Annotated in this window: 21 protein-coding genes and 1 pseudogene; 10 read left to right on the top strand and 12 right to left on the bottom strand. The window is 66.8% G+C overall.

The genetic code is table 11. The annotated features are described in order from the left end of the window. Positions 1-129: 129 nt before the first annotated feature. Positions 130-1395, top strand: a complete 1266-nt coding sequence (locus BLS56_RS10160; protein WP_091449747.1) for a DNA sulfur modification protein DndB — start codon at positions 130-132, stop codon at positions 1393-1395. Positions 1396-2569: 1174 nt separating this feature from the next. On the opposite strand, the gene BLS56_RS10155 is transcribed toward BLS56_RS10160, so the two are convergent. Next, positions 2570-3586 carry a ParA family protein gene (locus BLS56_RS10155; RefSeq protein WP_091450036.1) on the bottom strand — a complete coding sequence of 339 codons (1017 nt, stop codon included), beginning with the start codon at positions 3584-3586 and terminating at the stop codon, positions 2570-2572. 401 nt (positions 3587-3987) lie between these two features. After that, entirely contained in the window at positions 3988-4419 is a 432-nt protein-coding gene (locus BLS56_RS10150) for a DDE-type integrase/transposase/recombinase (RefSeq protein WP_139190592.1), read from the bottom strand. 368 nt (positions 4420-4787) lie between these two features. On the opposite strand from BLS56_RS10150, the gene BLS56_RS10145 reads away from it, so the two are divergent. From BLS56_RS10145 to BLS56_RS10135, 3 genes are all read left to right on the top strand, one after another. Beyond that, positions 4788-5537: a hypothetical protein gene (locus BLS56_RS10145; RefSeq protein WP_091449745.1), complete on the top strand. Its 750-nt coding sequence runs from the start codon at positions 4788-4790 to the stop codon at positions 5535-5537. A 453-nt stretch (positions 5538-5990) separates the two neighbouring features. After that, a complete protein-coding gene (locus BLS56_RS10140) occupies positions 5991-6311 on the top strand; it encodes a hypothetical protein (protein WP_091449744.1) in 321 nt (106 codons plus the stop codon). Next, entirely contained in the window at positions 6308-7909 is a 1602-nt protein-coding gene (locus tag BLS56_RS10135; protein WP_139190591.1) for a relaxase/mobilization nuclease domain-containing protein, read from the top strand. The genes BLS56_RS10140 and BLS56_RS10135 overlap by 4 nt, the downstream gene beginning before the upstream one ends. 103 nt (positions 7910-8012) lie before the next feature. Here the strand turns inward: BLS56_RS10135 and BLS56_RS31355 are convergent, their stop codons facing one another. The 5 genes from BLS56_RS31355 to BLS56_RS10115 form a co-directional block, all read right to left on the bottom strand. Further along, the gene (locus BLS56_RS31355) at positions 8013-8381 is read right to left on the bottom strand and encodes a DUF2637 domain-containing protein (RefSeq protein WP_175482760.1); all 369 of its coding nucleotides are present in this window, start codon (positions 8379-8381) and stop codon (positions 8013-8015) included. A 275-nt stretch (positions 8382-8656) separates the two neighbouring features. Beyond that, complete coding sequence (locus BLS56_RS32205; protein ID WP_228771528.1) at positions 8657-9280, bottom strand: helix-turn-helix domain-containing protein; 624 nt, start codon at positions 9278-9280, stop codon at positions 8657-8659. Next, positions 9277-9621, bottom strand: a complete 345-nt coding sequence (locus BLS56_RS10125; RefSeq protein WP_091449741.1) for a hypothetical protein — start codon at positions 9619-9621, stop codon at positions 9277-9279. The genes BLS56_RS32205 and BLS56_RS10125 overlap by 4 nt, the downstream gene beginning before the upstream one ends. A gap of 285 nt (positions 9622-9906) precedes the next feature. Continuing rightward, entirely contained in the window at positions 9907-11409 is a 1503-nt protein-coding gene (locus tag BLS56_RS10120; RefSeq protein ID WP_091449740.1) for a site-specific integrase, read from the bottom strand. 127 nt (positions 11410-11536) lie between these two features. Further along, positions 11537-12121 carry a hypothetical protein gene (locus BLS56_RS10115; RefSeq protein WP_175482758.1) on the bottom strand — a complete coding sequence of 195 codons (585 nt, stop codon included), beginning with the start codon at positions 12119-12121 and terminating at the stop codon, positions 11537-11539. On the opposite strand from BLS56_RS10115, the gene BLS56_RS10110 reads away from it, so the two are divergent. The 5 genes from BLS56_RS10110 to BLS56_RS10090 all read left to right on the top strand — a co-directional run bounded on the left by BLS56_RS10110 (position 12051) and on the right by BLS56_RS10090 (position 15781). Further along, positions 12051-12278 (top strand): helix-turn-helix transcriptional regulator, encoded by a 228-nt coding sequence (locus tag BLS56_RS10110; protein ID WP_091449738.1) that lies wholly within the window; start codon positions 12051-12053, stop codon positions 12276-12278. The genes BLS56_RS10115 and BLS56_RS10110 overlap by 71 nt on opposite strands. Positions 12279-12493: 215 nt before the next feature. Continuing rightward, positions 12494-12928, top strand: a complete 435-nt coding sequence (locus BLS56_RS10105) for a YbaB/EbfC family nucleoid-associated protein (protein ID WP_091449737.1) — start codon at positions 12494-12496, stop codon at positions 12926-12928. Positions 12929-12950: 22 nt separating this feature from the next. Beyond that, entirely contained in the window at positions 12951-14423 is a 1473-nt protein-coding gene (locus tag BLS56_RS10100; RefSeq protein WP_228771527.1) for a WXG100 family type VII secretion target, read from the top strand. A 6-nt stretch (positions 14424-14429) separates the two neighbouring features. Continuing rightward, positions 14430-15167, top strand: a complete 738-nt coding sequence (locus tag BLS56_RS10095) for a hypothetical protein (protein WP_139190589.1) — start codon at positions 14430-14432, stop codon at positions 15165-15167. Then, positions 15164-15781, top strand: coding sequence for a hypothetical protein (locus BLS56_RS10090; protein WP_091449734.1), 618 nt, complete (start codon positions 15164-15166; stop codon positions 15779-15781). Before BLS56_RS10095 ends, BLS56_RS10090 begins: the two co-directional genes overlap by 4 nt. A 182-nt stretch (positions 15782-15963) precedes the next feature. Here BLS56_RS10090 and BLS56_RS10085 read toward each other — a convergent pair whose 3' ends face one another. Next, positions 15964-16197 carry a DUF397 domain-containing protein gene (locus BLS56_RS10085; protein WP_091449733.1) on the bottom strand — a complete coding sequence of 78 codons (234 nt, stop codon included), beginning with the start codon at positions 16195-16197 and terminating at the stop codon, positions 15964-15966. A gap of 19 nt (positions 16198-16216) precedes the next feature. After that, positions 16217-16495: a Scr1 family TA system antitoxin-like transcriptional regulator gene (locus BLS56_RS31350; protein ID WP_175482757.1), complete on the bottom strand. Its 279-nt coding sequence runs from the start codon at positions 16493-16495 to the stop codon at positions 16217-16219. Between BLS56_RS31350 and BLS56_RS10080 the strand changes: the two are divergent. Beyond that, positions 16389-16667: pseudogene (locus BLS56_RS10080) on the top strand (ABC transporter ATP-binding protein); the annotation flags it as partial. The gene BLS56_RS31350 and the pseudogene BLS56_RS10080 overlap by 107 nt on opposite strands. A gap of 96 nt (positions 16668-16763) precedes the next feature. Here the strand turns inward: BLS56_RS10080 and BLS56_RS10075 are convergent. From BLS56_RS10075 to BLS56_RS30540, 3 genes are all read right to left on the bottom strand, one after another. Beyond that, positions 16764-17552, bottom strand: coding sequence for a transglutaminase-like domain-containing protein (locus BLS56_RS10075; RefSeq protein WP_324187508.1), 789 nt, complete (start codon positions 17550-17552; stop codon positions 16764-16766). 721 nt (positions 17553-18273) lie between these two features. Beyond that, the gene (locus BLS56_RS10070; protein ID WP_091449732.1) at positions 18274-18753 is read right to left on the bottom strand and encodes a hypothetical protein; all 480 of its coding nucleotides are present in this window, start codon (positions 18751-18753) and stop codon (positions 18274-18276) included. A 52-nt stretch (positions 18754-18805) separates the two neighbouring features. Then, positions 18806-18997: a hypothetical protein gene (locus BLS56_RS30540; RefSeq protein ID WP_139190588.1), complete on the bottom strand. Its 192-nt coding sequence runs from the start codon at positions 18995-18997 to the stop codon at positions 18806-18808. Positions 18998-19018 lie beyond the last annotated feature (21 nt).

Here is a 19018-nt window from a genome sequence, read left to right as displayed (position 1 = left end):
CTTCGACTACACATACTAGCCCTTGCTGGGTTAAATAAGATTTAATCTTGAGGCTTAGATAGGTATCCGATACGGTAAGTTCCACTCACCCTCCATTAGGGGGCTGAGCCCCTGAGTAGGAGGTTAGCCATGAGCATCAACGTAGACCCCCGACTGCTGTCGAGGCCGCAGGACTCCAGCACGTACTTGGCTCTCAAGACGATGCAGGGAGGACGCGCGGTGTACTCGACGCGCGTTCCTCTCCTGGATCTCCCGACGATCCTCCCGGTCCCCGACCCGAACAACGTCGACAAGGACAACCGCAAGGTCGACCGGCTGCACGCCAAGCAGTTCGGTGAGTACCTCGATTCCAAGCAGGACTGGGTCGCACCGGCGCTCCTTGCCCGTGACGGCGGCGGCTGCACGTTCCAGAAGGCCGACGAGGAGGGACGGGTCGGCTATCTGACCGTTCCGTGGGCGATCGGCGGCATCGCCACGCTGCGCACCATCGATGGCCAGCACCGGATTCTGGGAGTCTCTATCGAGAAGCAGCGCATCACGGATGCCGTCTCCGCGATCGACCGCGAACTGGCCCGCAAGGTCAGCGTCGACAAGGCCGCGAAGCTCCAAGCCGAGCGCGAGCGGCTCGTAGGGCAGATGACTCGGCTCAAGGAGGAGTACGTCGGTCTGGACATCTACGTCGAGCCCGACCCAATCAAGTCGCAGCAGATGTTCGTCGATGTCGCCGACAACGCCAAGGGCATCAGCAGTGCCGTGCGCGCGCGCTTCGACAACTACAAGGTCGCCAACCGTACCCTGTCCGACGTCATCGACCACCCGCTGCTCAAGGGGCGGGTCGACGCGGAGCAGGACCGCATGACCCTGAAGAACCCCAACCTGATGGGCGCCAAGCACGTCGCGGACATCACCCGCGCCGTCATCGCCGGAGCTGGCGGCAGGATCAGCAAGAAGGCCGAACAGAGCCTGACGGACGGTGAGGTCATCGAGCAGGTCAAGGACTTCCTCGACATCATCTCCACCGCCTTCGGCGACCTGGCCGCAGTAACGGAGGACGACCCGGAGGCCGAGTGCAAGCCTGATGAACTGACCATGTCGCAGAAGCTGAGGCGCACCTCGCTGCTCGGCTCGGTGGGCATGCTGCGCGTGCTGGGTGGTGTGTTCCGGGAACTGCGCGCGGGCGACAACCCCGCCGAACTCGACGACATCGCCGCGTTCTTCAAGAAGCTCGACCCTCACATGGCTGCCCCCGTCACGGAGTCCAGCATCTGGCGCACCACCGACGCCCACAAGGACTTCGAGCCTGATGCCTTCGCACCGATCATGCGCACGCAGAACATCGTCCACCTGGTCGGTGTGATCACAAGCTGGTACAAGAAGGCGCCCGCCACGCTGTAACCCGAGCGCCGCGGTGATCCGCTACATCGCTGAGAACAGCCGCGCCTCGGCTTCAGACACTCTGAAGCCGAGGCGCGGCTGTACGAGCGGCATACGACACCTAACCCGTAACCGGCTTGAACAACCGACACTGCGAAGAATCTGCAGTCTCGGTAGCCGTCACTGGAGCTCATGGGCAAGGGCTGCTGAGCGGCAGTAGACCGTGTTCCTCGGCCAGCGCGGACACCTTGGCCAGGAGACTTGGCACCTCACCTGGGTAGTTGGTGACTAGTTCGGGTTAAGCAGACCCACCTTGTTCAACTGGCCAAGCGCTGGCCAGCGCGAACGTCTCCATCTTCGGTGACCAGTCGCGAATGACGACGGGGTTGAGGGTGCGGTGGTGCAGCATTGCATCGCCACCACAGTTGTGGATGCTGAACCAATGTGCACTGGTGCGGCGGCCGGGACCGAGCCGGTCAGCGACTGTTACCTCAGCTAGCACCTGGCCATGCAGGACGTCCCGCTGGAGCGCCTCGCGCCGACCGTGTCCTGCACGAAGCGGTCGCCGTCTACGCCGATCCACTACACCTCACGCAGGCGTTCAACCTGAGGGTCCAGACCGCGATCGACTACTTCGAGATCGCCCGAGCTTTCCTCCAACAGCCTGCCTAGAGCCAGGCCCCGGCCGCCGAAGGCTGACCAGCTTCGGACCAGCCGTCGGCGTCCTTGCTCGCGTTCGAGGACCGGGTTCGCGCGGAACCCACAGCGTTTTGACGTTGGTAACTAGAACCCGTTGGGTTCCCACTGTCCGTTCCGCTCGAAGTTGGCGGTAGTAAGGGCTGCTGACCTGCGGTTCGCCAAGTAGGTCCGAACAGACGGCGGACCGAGTGTCCGGACCTACTTGGCGAAGTCGGCAGCAAGACGGGCTCGCGTGAGAGAGTTGATCAGCACGAGCACCCACAGTCTGTTTCGCAGTCTGATGACCGGCAGTTACGGTCGGTGCCATAAGCTTGGCGTTCCAGGACGTAGGCTTCGCCTCTAACCCGGACTGCGGTACGACGACAGCAGCGTCGGACGTAGCTCCACCCAGGAACGCCTCGAATTCGTTGTTCGGTCACCAGGCCTTCGCCGCTGAGGTTGCGTGACTGGCTGAGGTAGTGCCCGGCCTACCTCGTGGCCATTTCTGCAATCCGACTCAGAGTTGGTCAACGAGCGCCTGTACGGATTTCACGCAGTTCTCCAGGTACTCGCTCTTCACACCAACCCGCTTACCGTTGATCTCCATGCGGCCGGGCTTCTGTGCGTAGAAGGGGCAGCCGCGAGCGAAAGAGACCACCCCAGCGGTCTGGAAGTCCCGGATCTCAACCATGACGTCCCTCGCTTCGCTTGCCGAGAACATGTCGGGGTTGCCTGCCATCAACGTCTTAACGTCGGCGTCGATGGTCTTCAGCACTGCGGAGTATCCCGACGCCGCCACGACGTACTGAGTGAGCCTGTTCTTCGCGATCACGTGGACCTTCGGCAGCTCGCGCCCCTCCGCCCTCAACTTCGTCGCGAAGGCGTACTGGGTGTAGATCTCGGATGGCAACTTGAGTCCGTACACCAATGAAAACGCATTCTGGATTGCCCGACGCGACGAGTCGTCGGCCATCACCGGCAGAACAAAGCGGTCGGCACTTGCGAGGGCGATTTGGGTGTACATGGAGAACGACGGGTTTGCGTCGACAAAGATCATGTCATACCTGTCCCCCAAAGTGACTACTAGATCCCGGATCCAGTCGATGACCCGCAGCCATGTGGGGGTGTTCGGGAGTTGGGTGTTGGCTAGCGTGGACACGGCGTTGGTCTGCAACTCAAGGATCGGATCCCCGGCGATGAGGTCGAGGTTGTCCGGTATCGCGGAGTTGTAGTCGGCTGGGTGCGAGATGTAAACGTCGGGGTCGATAGCCGGAACTGAGAATGCGTTGGGGAGGCGCAGCTCAAAGTAGCCGCCGATGGTTCTGCGAGTCGGCTCGTTCTGGCGGGCCAGCAGTACTTCGCTGCCCTTGCCCGTCAGGCCGCCGAACAGCAACTCGGACAGGTTCGCCTGAGGGCAGACATCGATGGCCAGCACCCGCATATCAGGGTTCTGATGAGCGAAGAAGGTCATGGACTGGAAGCACAGGCTGGTCTTGCCAGTGCCACCCTTGTTGTTCCAGAACGCGTAGGTCATGGGCACGGCGCGACTCCCTAGTCGGACATCCAGGATGCCTAGACCGTATCACAAGTACTGACGAGACGTACGTAAAGTACGGGCTCTGTGAACTTTTCGTCCGAACATCCCTCTCGTTCAAGACTGGATGGCCCCCGCAACAAAACGCAGATGGGGCTCCCAGGCGGCGATCCGGGAGTTCACGTCAACGCGCACGTCGACCTCGACACCCGCACCTGGTGCAAGTGGATCGACGACCGCACCGGCTGCGATAACCCCGGCTACGCTCTGGTCACGACCACGACTTCACTTGACCCCGCGACGCCCTCATCGAGAACGGCACGCCGTCGTCAAGGCCAGCACCGTGTACTTGGCCGATTTCCAGCGTCTGCACAACCTGTTCGACAACCCGGTCCGGTAGATCACTCGTCGAGCAGGTCCTGCAACTGATCCAGCGTCCAGGTCGCCGCGACGTCGCGCCCGCGCAGCTGAGTGTTCGCGGCCTTGAACCCGGCGACGGGCTGCGCGAACAGCGTCTTGATCGCGGTGAACGTGGCCTCGACCACGGCCTTGTCGGTCGGGGTGTCCTGGCGTGCGGGCTGGATCGAGATGCCCAGTCGTTCGCAGGCGCGGGTCAACGTGTCGGAGACGAACACCTTCCCGTGGTCGATCACGACCTGCTCGGGGACGATCACCGGCCGGGCGGCGGCCTCTCGCATTCGGGCGCCGACGTTGAGCAGCCGCTCATAGGGCAGTCGCGACACCACGCCAGTGCACCGCAGCGTGCTCGCCCGGACCGCCGAACTCGCCGAGGCCGGACGCTGGCCGGCCAGGGCGGTCGGCACACTGCTCACCGGGCTAAACCAGGTGCTGGCCACACACCAGGGCGACAGCGCGGTCCCGCTCAGCGCGTCATGGCCGCACTCCGCGCACCTGCGATGCCGAACCTGGCCACCGAGGTGCTGCGGGAACACGATGCCCTCGACGAGGACACCCCGCCCGCTATTCGAGTCTGGATCGACCGCAGGACCGCGGATCTGCCAGCGGGATTCCGCGACGACACTCGCGCCTGGTTGGTCGAGCTGGCCGCCGGCGGCGAGCGATCCAGGCCCGGGCGCGCAGCACCCTCTACGCCTACTTCGGGCGCGTCCAACCGCACCTGGCCACCTGGTCGCGGACCTACGAGCACCTCAGGCAGGTCACCGAGCAGGACGTCGCCGACGTGCTCGACAGCCAGCGCGGGCACCTCCGGGCGGGCACGTTCACCTCCCTACAGTCGTTGTTCCGGTTCGCTCACCGCCACCGACTCGTGTTCACCGATCCGACCCGTCGACTGCACGTCGGCCGCGCACCCGAGCGCACATCGCTGCCCATGATCGACGACCAGATCGTCGCGGTGAACCGAGCCGTGGTCACTCCGATGCAGCGACTGGTGGTCGCCCTGGTCGTCGTCCACGCCGCTCGCGCAAGCACTATCCGTCGGCTCACGCTCGACGACATAGACCTCTCCCGCCGCCGCTTGCGCATTAACGGCGCCGCTCAGCCGATGCCAGAGCTGGTGCACCGACTCATCCGGGAGTGGCTCACCGAGCGCCGCTGCCGCTGGCCACACACACTCAACCGACACGTGCTGATCTCACGCGACTCGGCGGCCGGGACCGCGCCGGTCAGCGACTACTACCTGTCCTACTACCTGGCCATGCAAGACGTCCCGCTCGGACGCCTACGTGCCGACCGCGTCCTGCACGAAGGCCTCGCCGTCAACGCCGACCCGCTGCACCTGGCCGCCGCCTCCGGACTGAGCAGCCAGACAGCGATCGACTACGCCGCAGTCGCGCGGGACCTCATGGCCAAGCCCATCGAGGACGCACCTCGGGCCTGGATCACTGACTCCAGCAGCCTGTCCCCCGTCGAAGCCTCGCGTTGCGCGAGGCGATTCACAGCGAACTCGACGCGATTCGCCGCCTCGTGATCAGAACGCCCTGGGTTCCCACCGAACGACCTTCACCGTCCGTGAACCCCCGGCAATCGGCGGAGCAAGATAGGGCGAAGAGTGCCTCTTCGCCGTTGAAGGCCACAAGCCGTGGCAGGCTGGTGTAGCGGGCGGAGCGGGAAAGGCAGCTCGGGCCGCGTGGCCGAATTGACGTGCAGGTGTCGGCTGGGGTGTGCACCTGCGTGGGCTTGCGTCACGGCGTGGTGCTGGCGGGCATGCGTGCGGTCGTCGGCGGGTTGTGGAGTTGTTGGGAGACCACCAGGTTGGCCCACCCGGCTGGTGGTGATGGCGTCGGTGTCGGCGTCATCCGAGCCGATGTCGGGGGACACGGTGGATGGTGGGAATCGACTGCGCTTGGGATACCGCGAGCAGGCGAGTGGGCAGCGTCGGGAACGGCGTGGAGCGCTTCGCTATACGGATCTTGAGTGGGCTGTGATCGTGATGGTCGCGGCTCGGGAGGGGATGAAGCCGGGGGCGTGGGCTCAGCAGGCCGCGTATGAGGCGGCGTTGCGGAGGCAGCGGGGTGAGGTGTTCGAGCGGGGGCTGGTCCACGAGTTGATCGCGGAGTTGCGTGAGCAGCGGCGCGTGTTGGCGAACATCGGCGGGAGCCTCAACCAGCTCGCCAAAGTGGCCAACTCGACCGGCGGCGTGGAGCACTTGCCCGCGGCGCAGGGGTTGCTGAGAGTCGTGCGAAACGTGGTGCGGGCTTCGGATGAGTTGGTTGCCCGGGTGCGGGCGGAGTTGCTTCCGTGATCGCGAAGGTTGTGCGTGGGTATCGGCCTGCCGGGTTGCTGCGGTATCTGTTCGGGCCGGGTGAGTATGAGTCGCACAGGAATCCGCGGGTGGTCGCGTCGTGGGATGGGGCGCCGTGGCTGCATCAGCCGGAGAAGTTGGCGGGCGTGGAGTTGGACGGGGAGATCCTTGAGCCCGGTGAGTTCGACTTCGACCTCGGGCCGCTCACCGCCACGATGCAGGAGTTGGCGAAGGCGGCGGGACTGCCGTTGAGCAACCCGCCGGTGATTACGCCCGAGTGGGTGGAGGCGCTTCGGCGGGGCGGGCGGCTTCCGGTCGATGCTCCGTCGTGGGTGCGGCACTACAAGTACGACTCGAAGAAGAAGGCGGTCGTGCTGTCGCCTGGGTACGTGTGGCACACCTCCGTGCGTTTGCACCCGGGTGATCGGACTCTGACCGACGAGGAGTGGGAGCACATCGGTGAGCGGCTGATGAAGGCGACCGGCATCCACCAAGCAGGCTGTCCGTGGATCGCGGTGCGGCACGCCGACGACCACATCCACCTGATGGCGACCCTGGTTTCGGAGACCACCGGCAAGCGGTTCCACCCGTACCGGGACTACCCAGCGTTGCGTCGAGAGTGCCAGGCCCTGGAGCGCCAGTTCGGCCTCACGCCCACCGCTGGGGCCGACAAGACCGCGCCGTGTCGGCCGAGTCGCAAGGAGCATGGCAAGGCCGCGCGGGCAGGCCGGGGAATGACCGCCCGGGAGCACCTGCGGAGGGTGGTGAGTCAGGCCGCGGCGGCGACGCGTGACGGCGCCGAGTTCTTCGCCAGTCTTCGGCTGGAGGGTGTGATGCCGCAGGCGACGGTGGACAGCGAAGGACGGGTGCTCGGCTACACCGTCTTTCGTCCCGACGACCGGGCTGCCAGCAGGGAACCCATCCGGTACTCCGGCTCGAAGCTCGCTCCCGACCTGTCTTGGCCGAAGTTGACGGCTCGCTGGTCGAGCACTCCCCCGCCCACGGAAACCGAGCGCACCGAGGACGGCCGCACGACGCCGGTCGAGCGCCGAGAATCTCTGGCCGACACCGCGGGGCTTGTCGAGCGTGCCACGGTGCTCGTGCGTACCGGAGCGGACGTCGACGGCATCGCTCACGCGACAGGCGAGGTGCTGACGGTCTTCGCCCGTGGCCGCGAGGGATACGACGCGGGACCGCTCAGCGAGATAGCCGAGCGCTACGACCGCGCCGCTCGAACCCCGCGGCACGCGCTGCCCCGTGAGGTGGGCGCGGTGGCCCGAGAACTTCGCTACGCGTCCCGGCGCATCGCGGCTGTGGGCGTGCTATCCGGCCGGGGCCGTGAGAAGTTCGCGGCAGCGGCTCTCGTACTCGCGTTGGCCGGTCTTGTCGCCGAGATCGCCGCCGCGCACCATGCACGCGGCCGGATTCACCAAGCCGCAGCGGCGAGAACCGCGGCGGGCGGCCTCGCCGCGTTGGCCGGTCCCATGCCGGATCGCCCGACACCGCCCCAGGCAGCCAAACCGCCGCAACACCAGCGCCCAGCCCACCACCTGCGCACCTGGCAGAACCAGGCCGCGCGACGGGGACGAGGACTCTGACCTTCATGTGCTCAGGACCACGGCCGCCTTCGCCGCGTACGCGAGAACGCCCTGGACGTCATAGGCCAACCCAAGCCGGTTCAGTGAATGAGCACATAGTCCGTCAGCACCGCTGAGGTGCAGTGCGGCTCATCGCCAGGAGGGCGAAGCCGGAGATGACCATCAGGCCGTCGAGCACCAGTGGGCCGACAGCGGCCGCCAGCGGGCCGTAGTGCCAGGCCAGGAGCAGGTCGCGGAGATGGCCGTAGGAGATGACGGCTGAGCCGAGGGCGACGGCACCGGTTCCGCCGAAGCGGGCCAGGGTCCACTGGAAGCCGCTGGGCCAGGGGACGCGGGAGAGGACTTCGACCGACAGCAGTAGGCCGATGGGCCAGACCGCAGCGCCGATCTGTGGGGCCAGTCCTGGTGACCAGTCCGCGGGTTGGCTGGTGGCCGGGAGCCAGGTGTGGAGAACGTTGGCGGCGATGGACATGATCGACCCGAAGACGAAGCCTGCCCACGCGACAAGCCGGGCATCTTTCGATGGTCGGGTGTCGACCGGCTGGTGCGGTGCTGGTGGAGCTGGTTCACCAGGTTCGCCAGCGCTGGTGGGTTCGCTCGCCAGCTCCGCCAGGGCCTTGCGGATTGCGTGATCGGTGGCGCCGGTGAGGCGTACCAGCGTAGGCCTGCCGGGCACTGGCTGACCTGATCGTTTGGCGGTGTCGAGGGCATCGCGGACTTGAGCCACCAGGTGGCTGTTGGTGGCGGTCATCGCGCACGGCCGTTCGGGTCGATGGACTTGGGATGGCAACGGGGGCAGGGGATCGGGTTGGAGTCGTCGTTGGGCCAGATGAGGCGGGCGGCGGGTGGGTCATGTGGGCGGGCGTCGCACTGGCCGCAAGGTGGTGGGAGCGGTGAATCGCTGCGGGGCGGGTGGTTCTCTGGATGGTTAAGGATGTTTCGGGGGCAAGCTTTGCCCCTCGTGGATACGCTGTTTGCCCCTCGTTCTGGACGAGATTGCCCCTCGTGGCTGGTGACGGGCGGCAGTGGTTGCCCCTGGTACGGGGAGTTGTCCACAGGCTCTGTGCGGTTGAGGGCTAGGTCGTAGCCGTTTGGCCTGCGGTCGGCTCGTTTGACGTAAGCGGCGACGATGACCGGGTCGGATGGACGGATCAGCTTGAGGTCTTCGAGGGTCCGGAGGGCGTAACGGACGGAGCGTTCCGACAGGCGGGTGTAGCGGGACAGCCGAGCCAGTGAGGGGAATGCGTTTCGGCCGTCCGGGTCGGCGTGGTTGGCGAGGCCGACCAGGACGACGGCGAGGCTGGAGGCGTCCCGTCGGTCGCGGGGGATGGGGGCCGCGGTGAGGACCCAGTTGATGGCTTCGATGCTCACCAGGCCACCGCCCCGGCGAGCCTGTCGAGCTCGGTGGCGGCCTCGTCGCTGAGACCGATCGTGCCGGTGTCTCGCCGGAGGTCGCGTTGGTTGGTGAGCCACTGGTGGAAGCCGTCGCGGGCGGCGGCCGGTGTGACCCCCATGGCGGCGGCGAGCTGTGTCCATGAGGTGGCCGCGCCTGTGCACAGCAGTTCAGCGATGACACACCAGCGACCGCTCATGGCCTCCCTGGCTATCCGGGAACCGAAGGCGAGTTCGGTGAGCAGATCGGTCGGGTCGGGTCGCTCACTCGTGAAGGTGCGCAGGCGGACTGCGAGCCATTGCCCGACCAGCTCGGTCATCGACTGGAAGGGGATGTCGTCGGGGCGCTCTACAGCGCGAGGTGCTGTTGACATGGCATGGGCTCCGTTCGGGCCCGGTCTCACACCTGTCTCACGGACGGGGTGGACGGGGCCGGATAGGAGGCCCTGACCTGGACTTGACCAGGACGGTGACCAGCGCAAACGGACTGCGAGGGCCGCCCAGGATGATCCGCTTCGTACTACGGATCAGAAGGTTAGGGGTTCGAATCCCTTCGGGCGCACCACATGAAACCGCAGAGAGACCTCGTCTAGCTGCGGTTTTATTTATCTATGGACATCACTGTCGCCGCTTGCCCTAGCTTGTGGGTTCCCCTGGGTGCCCGAAGGGTGCCCGAGCGTTTGTCTGGGTGCCCTTGGGATGAGCGCGACGGTCGCTTCGGCGGCGTCGCGGGCCAGTTCGGGCAGCACCGAGGTGTAGAGGTCGCTGGTTGTCTGGAGCCGTTCATGGCCGAGCGTTTCCTGGATGACCTTGAGGTCGACTTTGGCCGCGAGCATGGTCGTCGCCGCCACGTGACGCAGGTCGTGGAATCGGATCGGCGGCAGCCCCGCGGCAGCGACCAAGGCGGCGAACCGGTCGCTGAGCCAGCTCGGCCGCAGCGCCGCACCGTCCGGACGTGTCCACACCCGCCCCGAGCCCACCCATGCCGGGCCAAGTCGCAGCCGTGCCTCGTTCTGCCGGGCGCGGTGCACCTGCAGCAGCCGCACTGCCTCGGCGTCGAGGGGAATGGTGCGCTCTCCGGCCTCGGACTTCGGAGCGCCCTCGGCGACCTCGTAGGCGACCTCGGTGAGCTGGGTGTTGATCTGCACCGACTCCGCGTCGAGGTCGACCTCGGTCCACCCCAAACCCGCCAGTTCGCCCCTGCGTGGGCCGCGGTCACGGCCACGTGCCACAACGCCTCGAACTCCGGGTCGTGCTCGGCAACGTAATCGAGAAACGCGCCGGTCTGCGCCGGGGTCCACACCATCACAGGACCGGGCCGCTGACCGGTGCGCCGCCACTCGGCCACCCGTTCCGCGGTCCACGGGAGTGCCTTGGGCGTCTTCGCAGGGATGCTGACGTGCTCGGCCGGGTTGAACGTGATCAACTGCTCGGTGATCGCGTCGTTGAGCGCGGCCCCGCAAAGTGGCTTGGATACGTCGGCGGCTGGACGGTCCGGCCGTCCGTCGGAACGGCGGCAGCTCCGCTGCCGCTGCGCGCAGCCGCCGCTTCTCCGCCCGGCTGCGCGCCTGCTTCGCCTGGCTGAGCAGCGACCGCCGGTCGGCGTTGTTCGCCTCGATCGCGTCGTTGTCGTCGCAGATCTTGTTGAACATCTCCTTGACCTGGCCGACGGTCAGGCGGTCGATCCGCACATCGCCGACCTTGGGCTTGAGGTAGAGACGGATGTGCGACTCGTAGGAGATGTCGGTGGCCTTGCGGTGCGTCCCCGCCTCCTGCGAGGTCCAGCGGTCCAGCCACTCGCTGACCGTCATGCCCTTAGCGAGGGCCTGGCCCGTTCGCAGCTTCCGACGGATTGTGTCCACGTCCGGTAGCGCGTCGTCCTTGCTGAGCGCGTCCAGCATCGCTGAGACAGCCTCGGCGTCATCCTCGTCCTCACCAAGGGCCAGCAGGGCGCGGACCTTGTCGAGGTCTGCCTGCGCGGCCGTCTGCGTGGGGTAGCCGAGACGCCGGAAGGTGCGCCGCTGACCCTCGGGTGTCGGGGCGAGTTCCTGGCGAATCTGCCATGCGCCGTGCGAGCGCTGGGACAGCTTCGGGCACCCCGCACCCAAGTCCTTCCCATTCTCGTCACGGCAGCGACATCGCCGCCGTGTGCTTCCTGCCTTCAGTTTCCTGTTCCTTTTCGGCAGCAGCCTGGTCGGCCGCTGGTTTGGCGTTCGAGCATCTCCTTGACCGCGTTCACAGTTCGGGCAGGAGGCCCATCTGACGCGCTTTCCGGATGTAGCGGGCGACCTGCGCCCGTGACCGGCCCATCGAGCTAGCCACTGCCATCGCGGGCGCCGGGTTCCCGGACGCGACGGCTTCGCGGTAGATGCGGGCGGCGATGCTCGCGTCTTCGTCGGCCTTGCCAGTCGCCGGAACGGGTTGGGTGCCCAGCACTGTCCCGGCGGACAAGCTGTCCACAGGCACCTCGGCCTCCTTCACCGCGGCTCGGAGCAACTGGTCGACGAGCACCTGGCGGAGCACAGATGTGGTGATCGGCTTCTGGACGCTCGAACGAATGACCAACTCGTTGATGCGCGGCCGCATATCGGCACCGGTGAACACCTCGATCGTGACTGCGGCGTCCGGTACGGCCAACGCGATGGATGCCCTGAACCGGATGGGCATGGCCGTGTCCGGGCCTGTCCGCACGTAGTTGACGGGTTCGCGGGGCTCCGCAGGGGAGACCCAGGCGATCTGAAAATCGGTCATGGGGGAACTTGCGAACCAAGAATCTGCCGCACCCACGCCGCGCGAGATCCAGGAGACCTGGCCCGCCACCGTCTCGATACCGATCGCGGCCGCCGCGTTCGGCCTGAGCCGCAGTCATGCGTACGAACTCGTCAACCGGGGTGAGTTCCCCGCGCGGGTCATCCAGGTCGGACAGCGGTACCGCGTCGTCACGGCATCTGTGCTTCGAGCCCTCAGTGAGTCGTAGCGATGCGAGAGGTTGGCTGTGTTTGCTGCGGCATGTTGAGCTTGCTCGGTTGGCTCCAGTGGCGGTGACGATTGGGTCGCTTGGTGAGCCGTCCAAGCACCAACGATTACAGCTCAAGCTCGGGAATTCGTTGCACTCTTGGTTCCCGGTACCTACACAAGCTCCAGTTGCTACGTTGTCCGTTGTCGGATGGATGGAGAGCAAGGGGGCTGCCGGTGTCGGACCGCAGGGCGCGGCTGGAGGAGAATATCCGCGCTTTCCAGGAGCAGGCAGTCAAGGTCGCCGAGCTCAGGGACAAGCTCGCGGACCTGCGTGGGCAGGCCCGGAATGGGGACGGGGCGGTGGAGGCGACGGTGGCGCCCTCCGGCGCGGTGCTTGACCTGCGGCTCGGGCCGGGGGCGATGCGCTACAGCCACACCCAGTTGCAGCAGGAGATCATGGACACCCTGCGCCGGGCGACCCAGCAGGCCGCTGAGGCGCTCCAGGCCACCGTCGAGCCGGTTCTCGGTGACCGCGCCGCGCAGTTCAATGAGGCCTTCAACGCGCATTCGACCGTGGTGGGTGCGGGGGCGGCGCCCTCTGGAGGGAACCGGCGGGCCGCGTCGATGGTCGAAGAAGACGACGACTTCGACGGATTCAGCCTGAGGTGACACGGACATGACCGGGTACGAGGTGAGCGGCGCCGCGTTGCTGGCGCACAGCCAAGGGTCGGAGGAAGCCGCAGGCAATTTCGGGCAACTGGCTACTCTGTTGGAGCAGGCACGGGTCAGCGACGATTGCTTCGGCCCGCTCGGTGAGCTGATGGCCTACAAGTACTTCGACGGCCTCGAAGAGTGTCAGAATCTGGCCAACCGGGCGAAGACGTTCATGGACGGGGTGAACGAACGCCTGCGGCAAACCGCACAGGATTACCGGGACGTTGACGACGCGCTTCAGACGATGTTCGACGGGCTTATCGGTGCCCTCGGCGACGGTGGGAGCGGACCGGGCAGTCTGGGGGATCTCAACAGCGCAGGCGACAGCAAGCGCAAGAGCGAGCTTGAGCAGCACGCAGCCTACGGCAGCTCCTGGGTGAGCCAAGCAGGCGACGTGGCCAGGGCCAGCAGTCCTCCGGATATCGCGATCGCCGCGGTGAACGCCAGGATGGAGCAGCTTCAGCTGATCACCAGCCCCGGGCAGTCGTTCGTGGACAACGGGCTCGGATTCCTCATCGGCATCGTGATCAGCCCGATCGTGGAACTCGTGCTCGAACCGGCGATCGGCGACCCGGAACAGATGCGCAGCACGGCGAAGGGCTGGTCGGAGGTCGCCGACTGGCTGGACCGGACAGGCGAACACGAGAAGAACCGCGCCGAGGCCACCGCGGAACCCTGGCGGGGCGCGGCGGGTGACGCCTTCCGCAAGCAGATGGGCGAGTTCGGCCAGGGTGCCGCCGCTTTCGCCAACGAGATTCGCAACTTGCAGCAGATTCTGGAGATCGCAGCGGACCTGTTCGACGCGTTTGTTGAGATCTGCGTCGACATCCTGCAGGAACTGGTCATGGGCCTGATCATCGAGTGGCTCGCCGCGCTGGCCGCTTCGTGGATCACCGCGGGCGCGTCGATGGGGGCGGCGGGAGCGATGACCACCGCGCAGGTCGCGAGCACCGGAGCGCGGCTGGGCATGAAGGTCAAGCAGTTGCTCGGCAAGCTCAAGCCCCTCATCGACAAGCTCGAAGACATCCTGCAGACGCTGCGCAAGGGGCCGTTGAAGCAGCTTGTGGAGCGGGCTGAGGGACTGCGCAACGGCGGCAAGGTCCAGCAGTGGGTGGGTCGCAAGATCGACGGCAACCCGCTCGCCAAGATCGTGACCAAGGCGAATCCGGAGACGATGGCGTCCAAGACGGGCAACACCTTCGCCAAGCGGTTCGGGGTCGACGGCGAGGGGTCGGACGCGCTCACCACCAACCTGACCGAGGCCGGATTGCGGATGGCGGGGATGAGCGGCACCACGCACGTGCCCACCGCCGTCACCAAAGGCGTTCTGGAGAACGCCCCCAGCGTGGCGCTGGAGCAAGGCATCAAGTACGGCTACAACAAGGGACAGGACCCCTCATCGGAGGGCGAGCGGCAGGAGACCATGGATCGTGGTTTCGAGTACGAGTAGGCCGTGATGGACCACTCCGCGCCGCTGGGAGCGGGGCTGGTCGGGCGGTTGCGGGTGTGCGGGCCGGGGGAGCGGCTGCTGTGGGCCAGCTACCGTCAGGTGTTCTACTTCGACGTCGAGGGCTTGGACCCGCTCGGCGCTCCGCGTAAGAACGCGATGAGCCGGGGAGCGCTGGCGTTCGGCCGGGGAGTCGGGGAGTTCGTGCTCACCGGGGTTGGCGAGGTGCTGTTCGGCGGTGGTGACGAGAGCGGCAACGACAAGCCGCCCGCCGCCGATCATCTGGTGTTCGGTCCCGGGCCGGGTTGCCTGGCGCATCAGGCGGTTCCGGGGATCGGCGCCGAGCCGGGCAAGCGGATGAACCGGCTGTGGGTGCTGACCACGGCCCGGTTGGCGGTCGCCGCGCCCCGCCCGGTGCCGGAACCGGAGCCGGAGGCGCCGAAGTCGCTGTTAGGGAAGGCGGTGGGGTTCGGCAAGGGGGTGCTGGACGTCAGCCGGGACATCGCCAAGATCGTCACCGACAACCGGCGCAAATACGGCGCGAACATCGAGGGGGAACCCGTGGCCGTGCCCGATCTGGTCCAGGTCGCTGACTTCCCGCGCGCGTTGATCGCCTCGGTCCAGGTGGTGAACCGCAAACGGGACGCATGTCTGCGCGTGTCCTTTATCGACGGTTCTGGTGTGGACTTCATCCTCGATCAGGACAGCGCGCATCACGCCGTGGAACTCTCCGGCGGAACCCGGTGAGCGCCGCCCCGCTGGATGCCGACGACAAGATCGTCGAGAACGAGCTTGGCCAGTTCTGGCTGCGCCCCGGCGAACGGCTGCTGCTCGGCTGTCCCCCGATTCCCGGCTATGTCGGCGCCCACATCGGCGACCAGATCCGAGTTCCCCACGAGCCGATCGGCGCGATGCCCCATCTCACCCTGGACCGACCGCGCTGGCCCCTGCCCGCCGAAGCCACCGTCTGCGGCCCCGATGTGGACAGCGACTGGGTGGACGACCCCACCCTCGGCTACTGGGTCAGCGCCCCACACCAGGACACCATCGCCGTGCGCCTCGGCGACCACTTCGCCCACAGCGGCGGCGAGGCCCGCATCGCGCTGAGCGACCAGCGGGTCGCCGTGGTCTACCCCACGAAACTCTTCCACCCCGACAACCCCAAGCCGCCCACCGTGTTCACCACCCATGCCGAAGTCCCCACCGGACACCTCACCGGCCTCGACGCGCCCTTCGCCGGACACAGTCTCCCCACGCCACGCGTCATCCGCCTCCGCTTCGCCGACAATTCAACACTGCACCTCCGCACCCCACACGCCGCCAACCTGGTAACCCGCGCCCACCACCGCTCAGGTCGCTGACCGTCCCACGCCCAGTTCCGATCCTTTTTGGCCGCGAGCCTCGAACAATGGCTACGGCGTTGATTGCTTCCGGACGGCTGGGCTTGAGACCACTCGGCCCCCGGCGGTGCCGGGGGCCGAGTGGTCTGGCGGTGGCCGCTCCGCGCGGCTGGCTGAATGCGCGGGGCAGCTGACGGCCATCATCAGGCCAAGTGGTCGAACTCGCCGTCCTTCGCGCCCGTGAGCATGGCGGCGATCTCGTGCTCGGTGAACTGGAGGATGGGGCTGTCGGGGCCGAGTTTGCTGTCCCGGACGCCGATGACGCGACCGATCTTGGCGAACTCGACGCAGGACTGGTTGGGTTGGCTCGCGGTGGCCTTCTGCCAGGTGGCATCGGCGAACGCCTCGGCGGGCAGGTAGTCGTGCTGTAGGGCCATGAGGATTCCTTCCGGTGTGCTAGCTGTACTGGTCCGCCGCTGTCCCGATGAACTCGATGGAGTCCAGTGGGCCCAGCGCGGCTGCTTGCAGGTAGCCCCAGAGCTGTTCGTAGGCCTCGACGCGGTCGTGGTCGTCGAGGTAGCGGGCGTCGTCGTACTGCTCGACGTAGACGAAGTCGAGCGGGTTGGCGATGCCTGGCAGCGCGCTGTCCGGCGGCGAGCGGCTGCGGGCGACGCTGCTGTGCGTCCTGTGCGCGGAACCCGCGCCGCACCTGGTGCTGCTGGACGAGCCGACCAACAACCTGGACCTGGCCAGCGTCGACCAGTTGACGAGCGCGCTCAACGCCTACCAGGGCGCTTTCGTCGTCGTCAGCCACGACGACCGCTTCCTGTCCGATGTCGGCGTTACCCGGTGGCTGCGTCTGTTCGAGGGAGCCCTGGTTGAAAGCGGTCCACCGGACGATCGCTGAACCGCGAGTTTATTGCCGCTGTGGAGGCTCGCTTGTTCGCGTGTCTGGGATTGGCGGAGATATCCCCAGGGTGATCCACAGGCCTGTGGACAGCTTTCAGGAGAGGGCGACCAGGGAAGCGCCGTCGTCTTCGGGCAGGCTGGGGTCGGCGGTGACGGTGATGGTGGTGGACGTCAGTTCGGCGCCGTTGGGAGTGGTGAGGAACGCGGTGTCGGCGGCGTCGCGCCCAGTGGCGATGCGAACCAGGGACTGCCGTGGAGCGAGCCGGGTGGCGTCGAAGACGTGCCAGTGTCCACCCAGGGCGGCCTCGAAGACGGCGTGGAAGTCCATTGGCGACAGTCCGGGGGCGTAGACACTGGTGAACCGAGCCGGGATATCCAACGAGCGGCAGAGGGTCACACAGAGGTGGGCGTAGTCGCGGCAGACCCCCTCGCCTGCCAACAGCGTGTCGATGGCGTCGTCGGTGGGCCCACTTGATCCGCCCACATAGGACAGATGGCCCGCGACGTGGTCGACCACGGCCCGGACTTGGTCTGCATCCTCGGCAAGGTGCCCGAACAACCGGGCCGCGTAACCGCCTAGCCGGTCAGAGGGGCAGTACCGGCTAGGACGCAGATACTCGATGCGCTCGGCGGCCGTGACCTCACTCGGCGGCCTCCCGTACTTGTGCGTGGCCCGGTAGCGAAAGACCAGGTCTCCAGGACTGGCGTCCACCACATGCAACCGCGTCCCATGCGGCATCCGCACGACCCGCAACGTCCCCGGCGATCCCTCAAGGGTGAGACTTTCCTCCGCCTCACCCGCCACCGCGACCGACACAGTGACATTCCCGGGCGCGCTCAACCGCAACCCCAGCCCGACCTCTATCCGACAGGTGGCAACCATGGCCCCCATCATGGGTCCCCACTCCGACGACGACCACCTCCCACCCCAAGCCGCCTTCCACAATTCTCACGGAGGCGAAGAAACCCACCCAGCCGACAGCGACACACCGGAGCCGACAGCGGCGCGCCGGGTCGAGAACGGCACACCCGGGCTGAGAGCGTCGCGCCCGGGTCGACAGCGGCAGGCCGGGACGAGAGCGTCGCGCCCGAGTCGACAGCGGCACGCCTGGGTCAACAGCGGCAGGTTGGGTCGAGAACGGCAGGCCCGGCCGACACCGGCACACAGAGCCCAAAGAGCACGCCGCTCCGGCCAAAATCGGCCGCGCCGCACCCTTGCGCCAACCCACCGCCGGGCCAACCCACGGCCGGGCCAACCCACCGCCCGGCCGACCCATGAACCCGCAGCTGGCCATCAGCTACCCATGGCGGGCAACCACCGCGAGGGCATCGCGCTGTGAGGGCACCGCACTGGTGAGTAGCGCGTTGGTGTGCGGGCAGCACGTTGTGAGGGCATCGCGCTGGGATGTCTTCCAGTTGTCGCGAGGCCATCACGGTGTGAGGACAGCGCGCTTGAAGGCATCCCGTTGCGAGCCGTGCGGGTGCGGAGAGACGGTGGTCCCGGGATCTCACCGGCTCTGCACACCGAGGACGCCCTGATTCAGGGCACCAGTTTTTCCCGTGCGTTCTCTCTTTCTGTTGGCGGCGGAACCTTGGTGTGGTGGTCAGCCCGCTATCGCGTCCCGGCCGACTAGTGCGGCTGTCTCCTCGGTGAGCACGCGGCCGGTGACGTCCGGATCGCAGCCGAGCCGGGGCAAGCGGGCGCGGATGGCGGCGGGGGTGCGTTCTCGTTCCGCGGCCAGGGTGCGGATCACTTCGGTGGCCGGGGCTGTCGGCGGATGGGATAGCCAGGCTTCGCGCAAGGTGATGTCCTGGTCTCTTGTCCACCGTTGGTTCGCGTTGCCCACGGACTGGCGGATTCGTTTTCCCTCGAAGCCCGCGATGGCGCCGAGCGCTTCGCGGAGGAGTTTGGCGGTTTCGGTCGCACCTCCGGGCGGGAGGCGCAGGGCGCCTTCCGCCACTACCGTGCCGCGGTCGTTCGCGCCGAGGAGTTCGATGCCGAGTTCGCCGTCGTCGTCGGCCACGACCGTCATGGCGTAGGTGACGTCGCGGTGCTTGCTTGTGTATTCCAGGTTGAATGCCATGGGGCCACGTTATGCCCATCGGGCGACATGGCGAGAAAGTTATCCACAGGGGTCAGTGGGACTTGCGGTGGCGGCCCACGCGGTGTGGCTCGTCTTCGTAGTGCCTCTCGTCCACCGGTTCCGCCTCAGTACGGGCGCGTTCCTCGCGCAGGATCGTGGACACCGTGAGATTCGCGCGGCGCAACCGCCAGATGACCAGGAGCGCGGCAACCGCCGCTGCCACGGTCCACAGTGCAGTAGCCATCGGATCACTCCGCCTCAGCCG

The organism is Actinokineospora iranica (genome assembly GCF_900101685.1).
GTDB lineage: Bacteria > Actinomycetota > Actinomycetes > Mycobacteriales > Pseudonocardiaceae > Actinokineospora > Actinokineospora iranica.
The sequence above is the reverse complement of the archived record's forward strand: the minus strand, read 5'-3'. Positions and strand labels throughout refer to the sequence as shown.

Bases quoted from the DNA above. Each gene is read 5' to 3' on its own strand.
- BLS56_RS10160 (WP_091449747.1), top strand. From the start codon at position 130: ATGAGCATCAACGTAGACCCCCGACTGCTGTCGAGGCCGCAGGACTCC.
- BLS56_RS10155 (WP_091450036.1), bottom strand. From the start codon at position 3,586: ATGACCTACGCGTTCTGGAACAACAAGGGTGGCACTGGCAAGACCAGC.
- BLS56_RS31355 (WP_175482760.1), bottom strand. From the start codon at position 8,381: ATGTCCATCGCCGCCAACGTTCTCCACACCTGGCTCCCGGCCACCAGC.
- BLS56_RS10125 (WP_091449741.1), bottom strand. From the start codon at position 9,621: ATGACCGAGCTGGTCGGGCAATGGCTCGCAGTCCGCCTGCGCACCTTC.
- BLS56_RS10110 (WP_091449738.1), top strand. From the start codon at position 12,051: ATGGGGGAACTTGCGAACCAAGAATCTGCCGCACCCACGCCGCGCGAG.
- BLS56_RS10095 (WP_139190589.1), top strand. From the start codon at position 14,430: ATGGACCACTCCGCGCCGCTGGGAGCGGGGCTGGTCGGGCGGTTGCGG.
- BLS56_RS10085 (WP_091449733.1), bottom strand. From the start codon at position 16,197: ATGGCCCTACAGCACGACTACCTGCCCGCCGAGGCGTTCGCCGATGCC.
- BLS56_RS10075 (WP_324187508.1), bottom strand. From the start codon at position 17,552: ATGGTTGCCACCTGTCGGATAGAGGTCGGGCTGGGGTTGCGGTTGAGC.
- BLS56_RS10070 (WP_091449732.1), bottom strand. From the start codon at position 18,753: ATGGCATTCAACCTGGAATACACAAGCAAGCACCGCGACGTCACCTAC.
- BLS56_RS30540 (WP_139190588.1), bottom strand. From the start codon at position 18,997: ATGGCTACTGCACTGTGGACCGTGGCAGCGGCGGTTGCCGCGCTCCTG.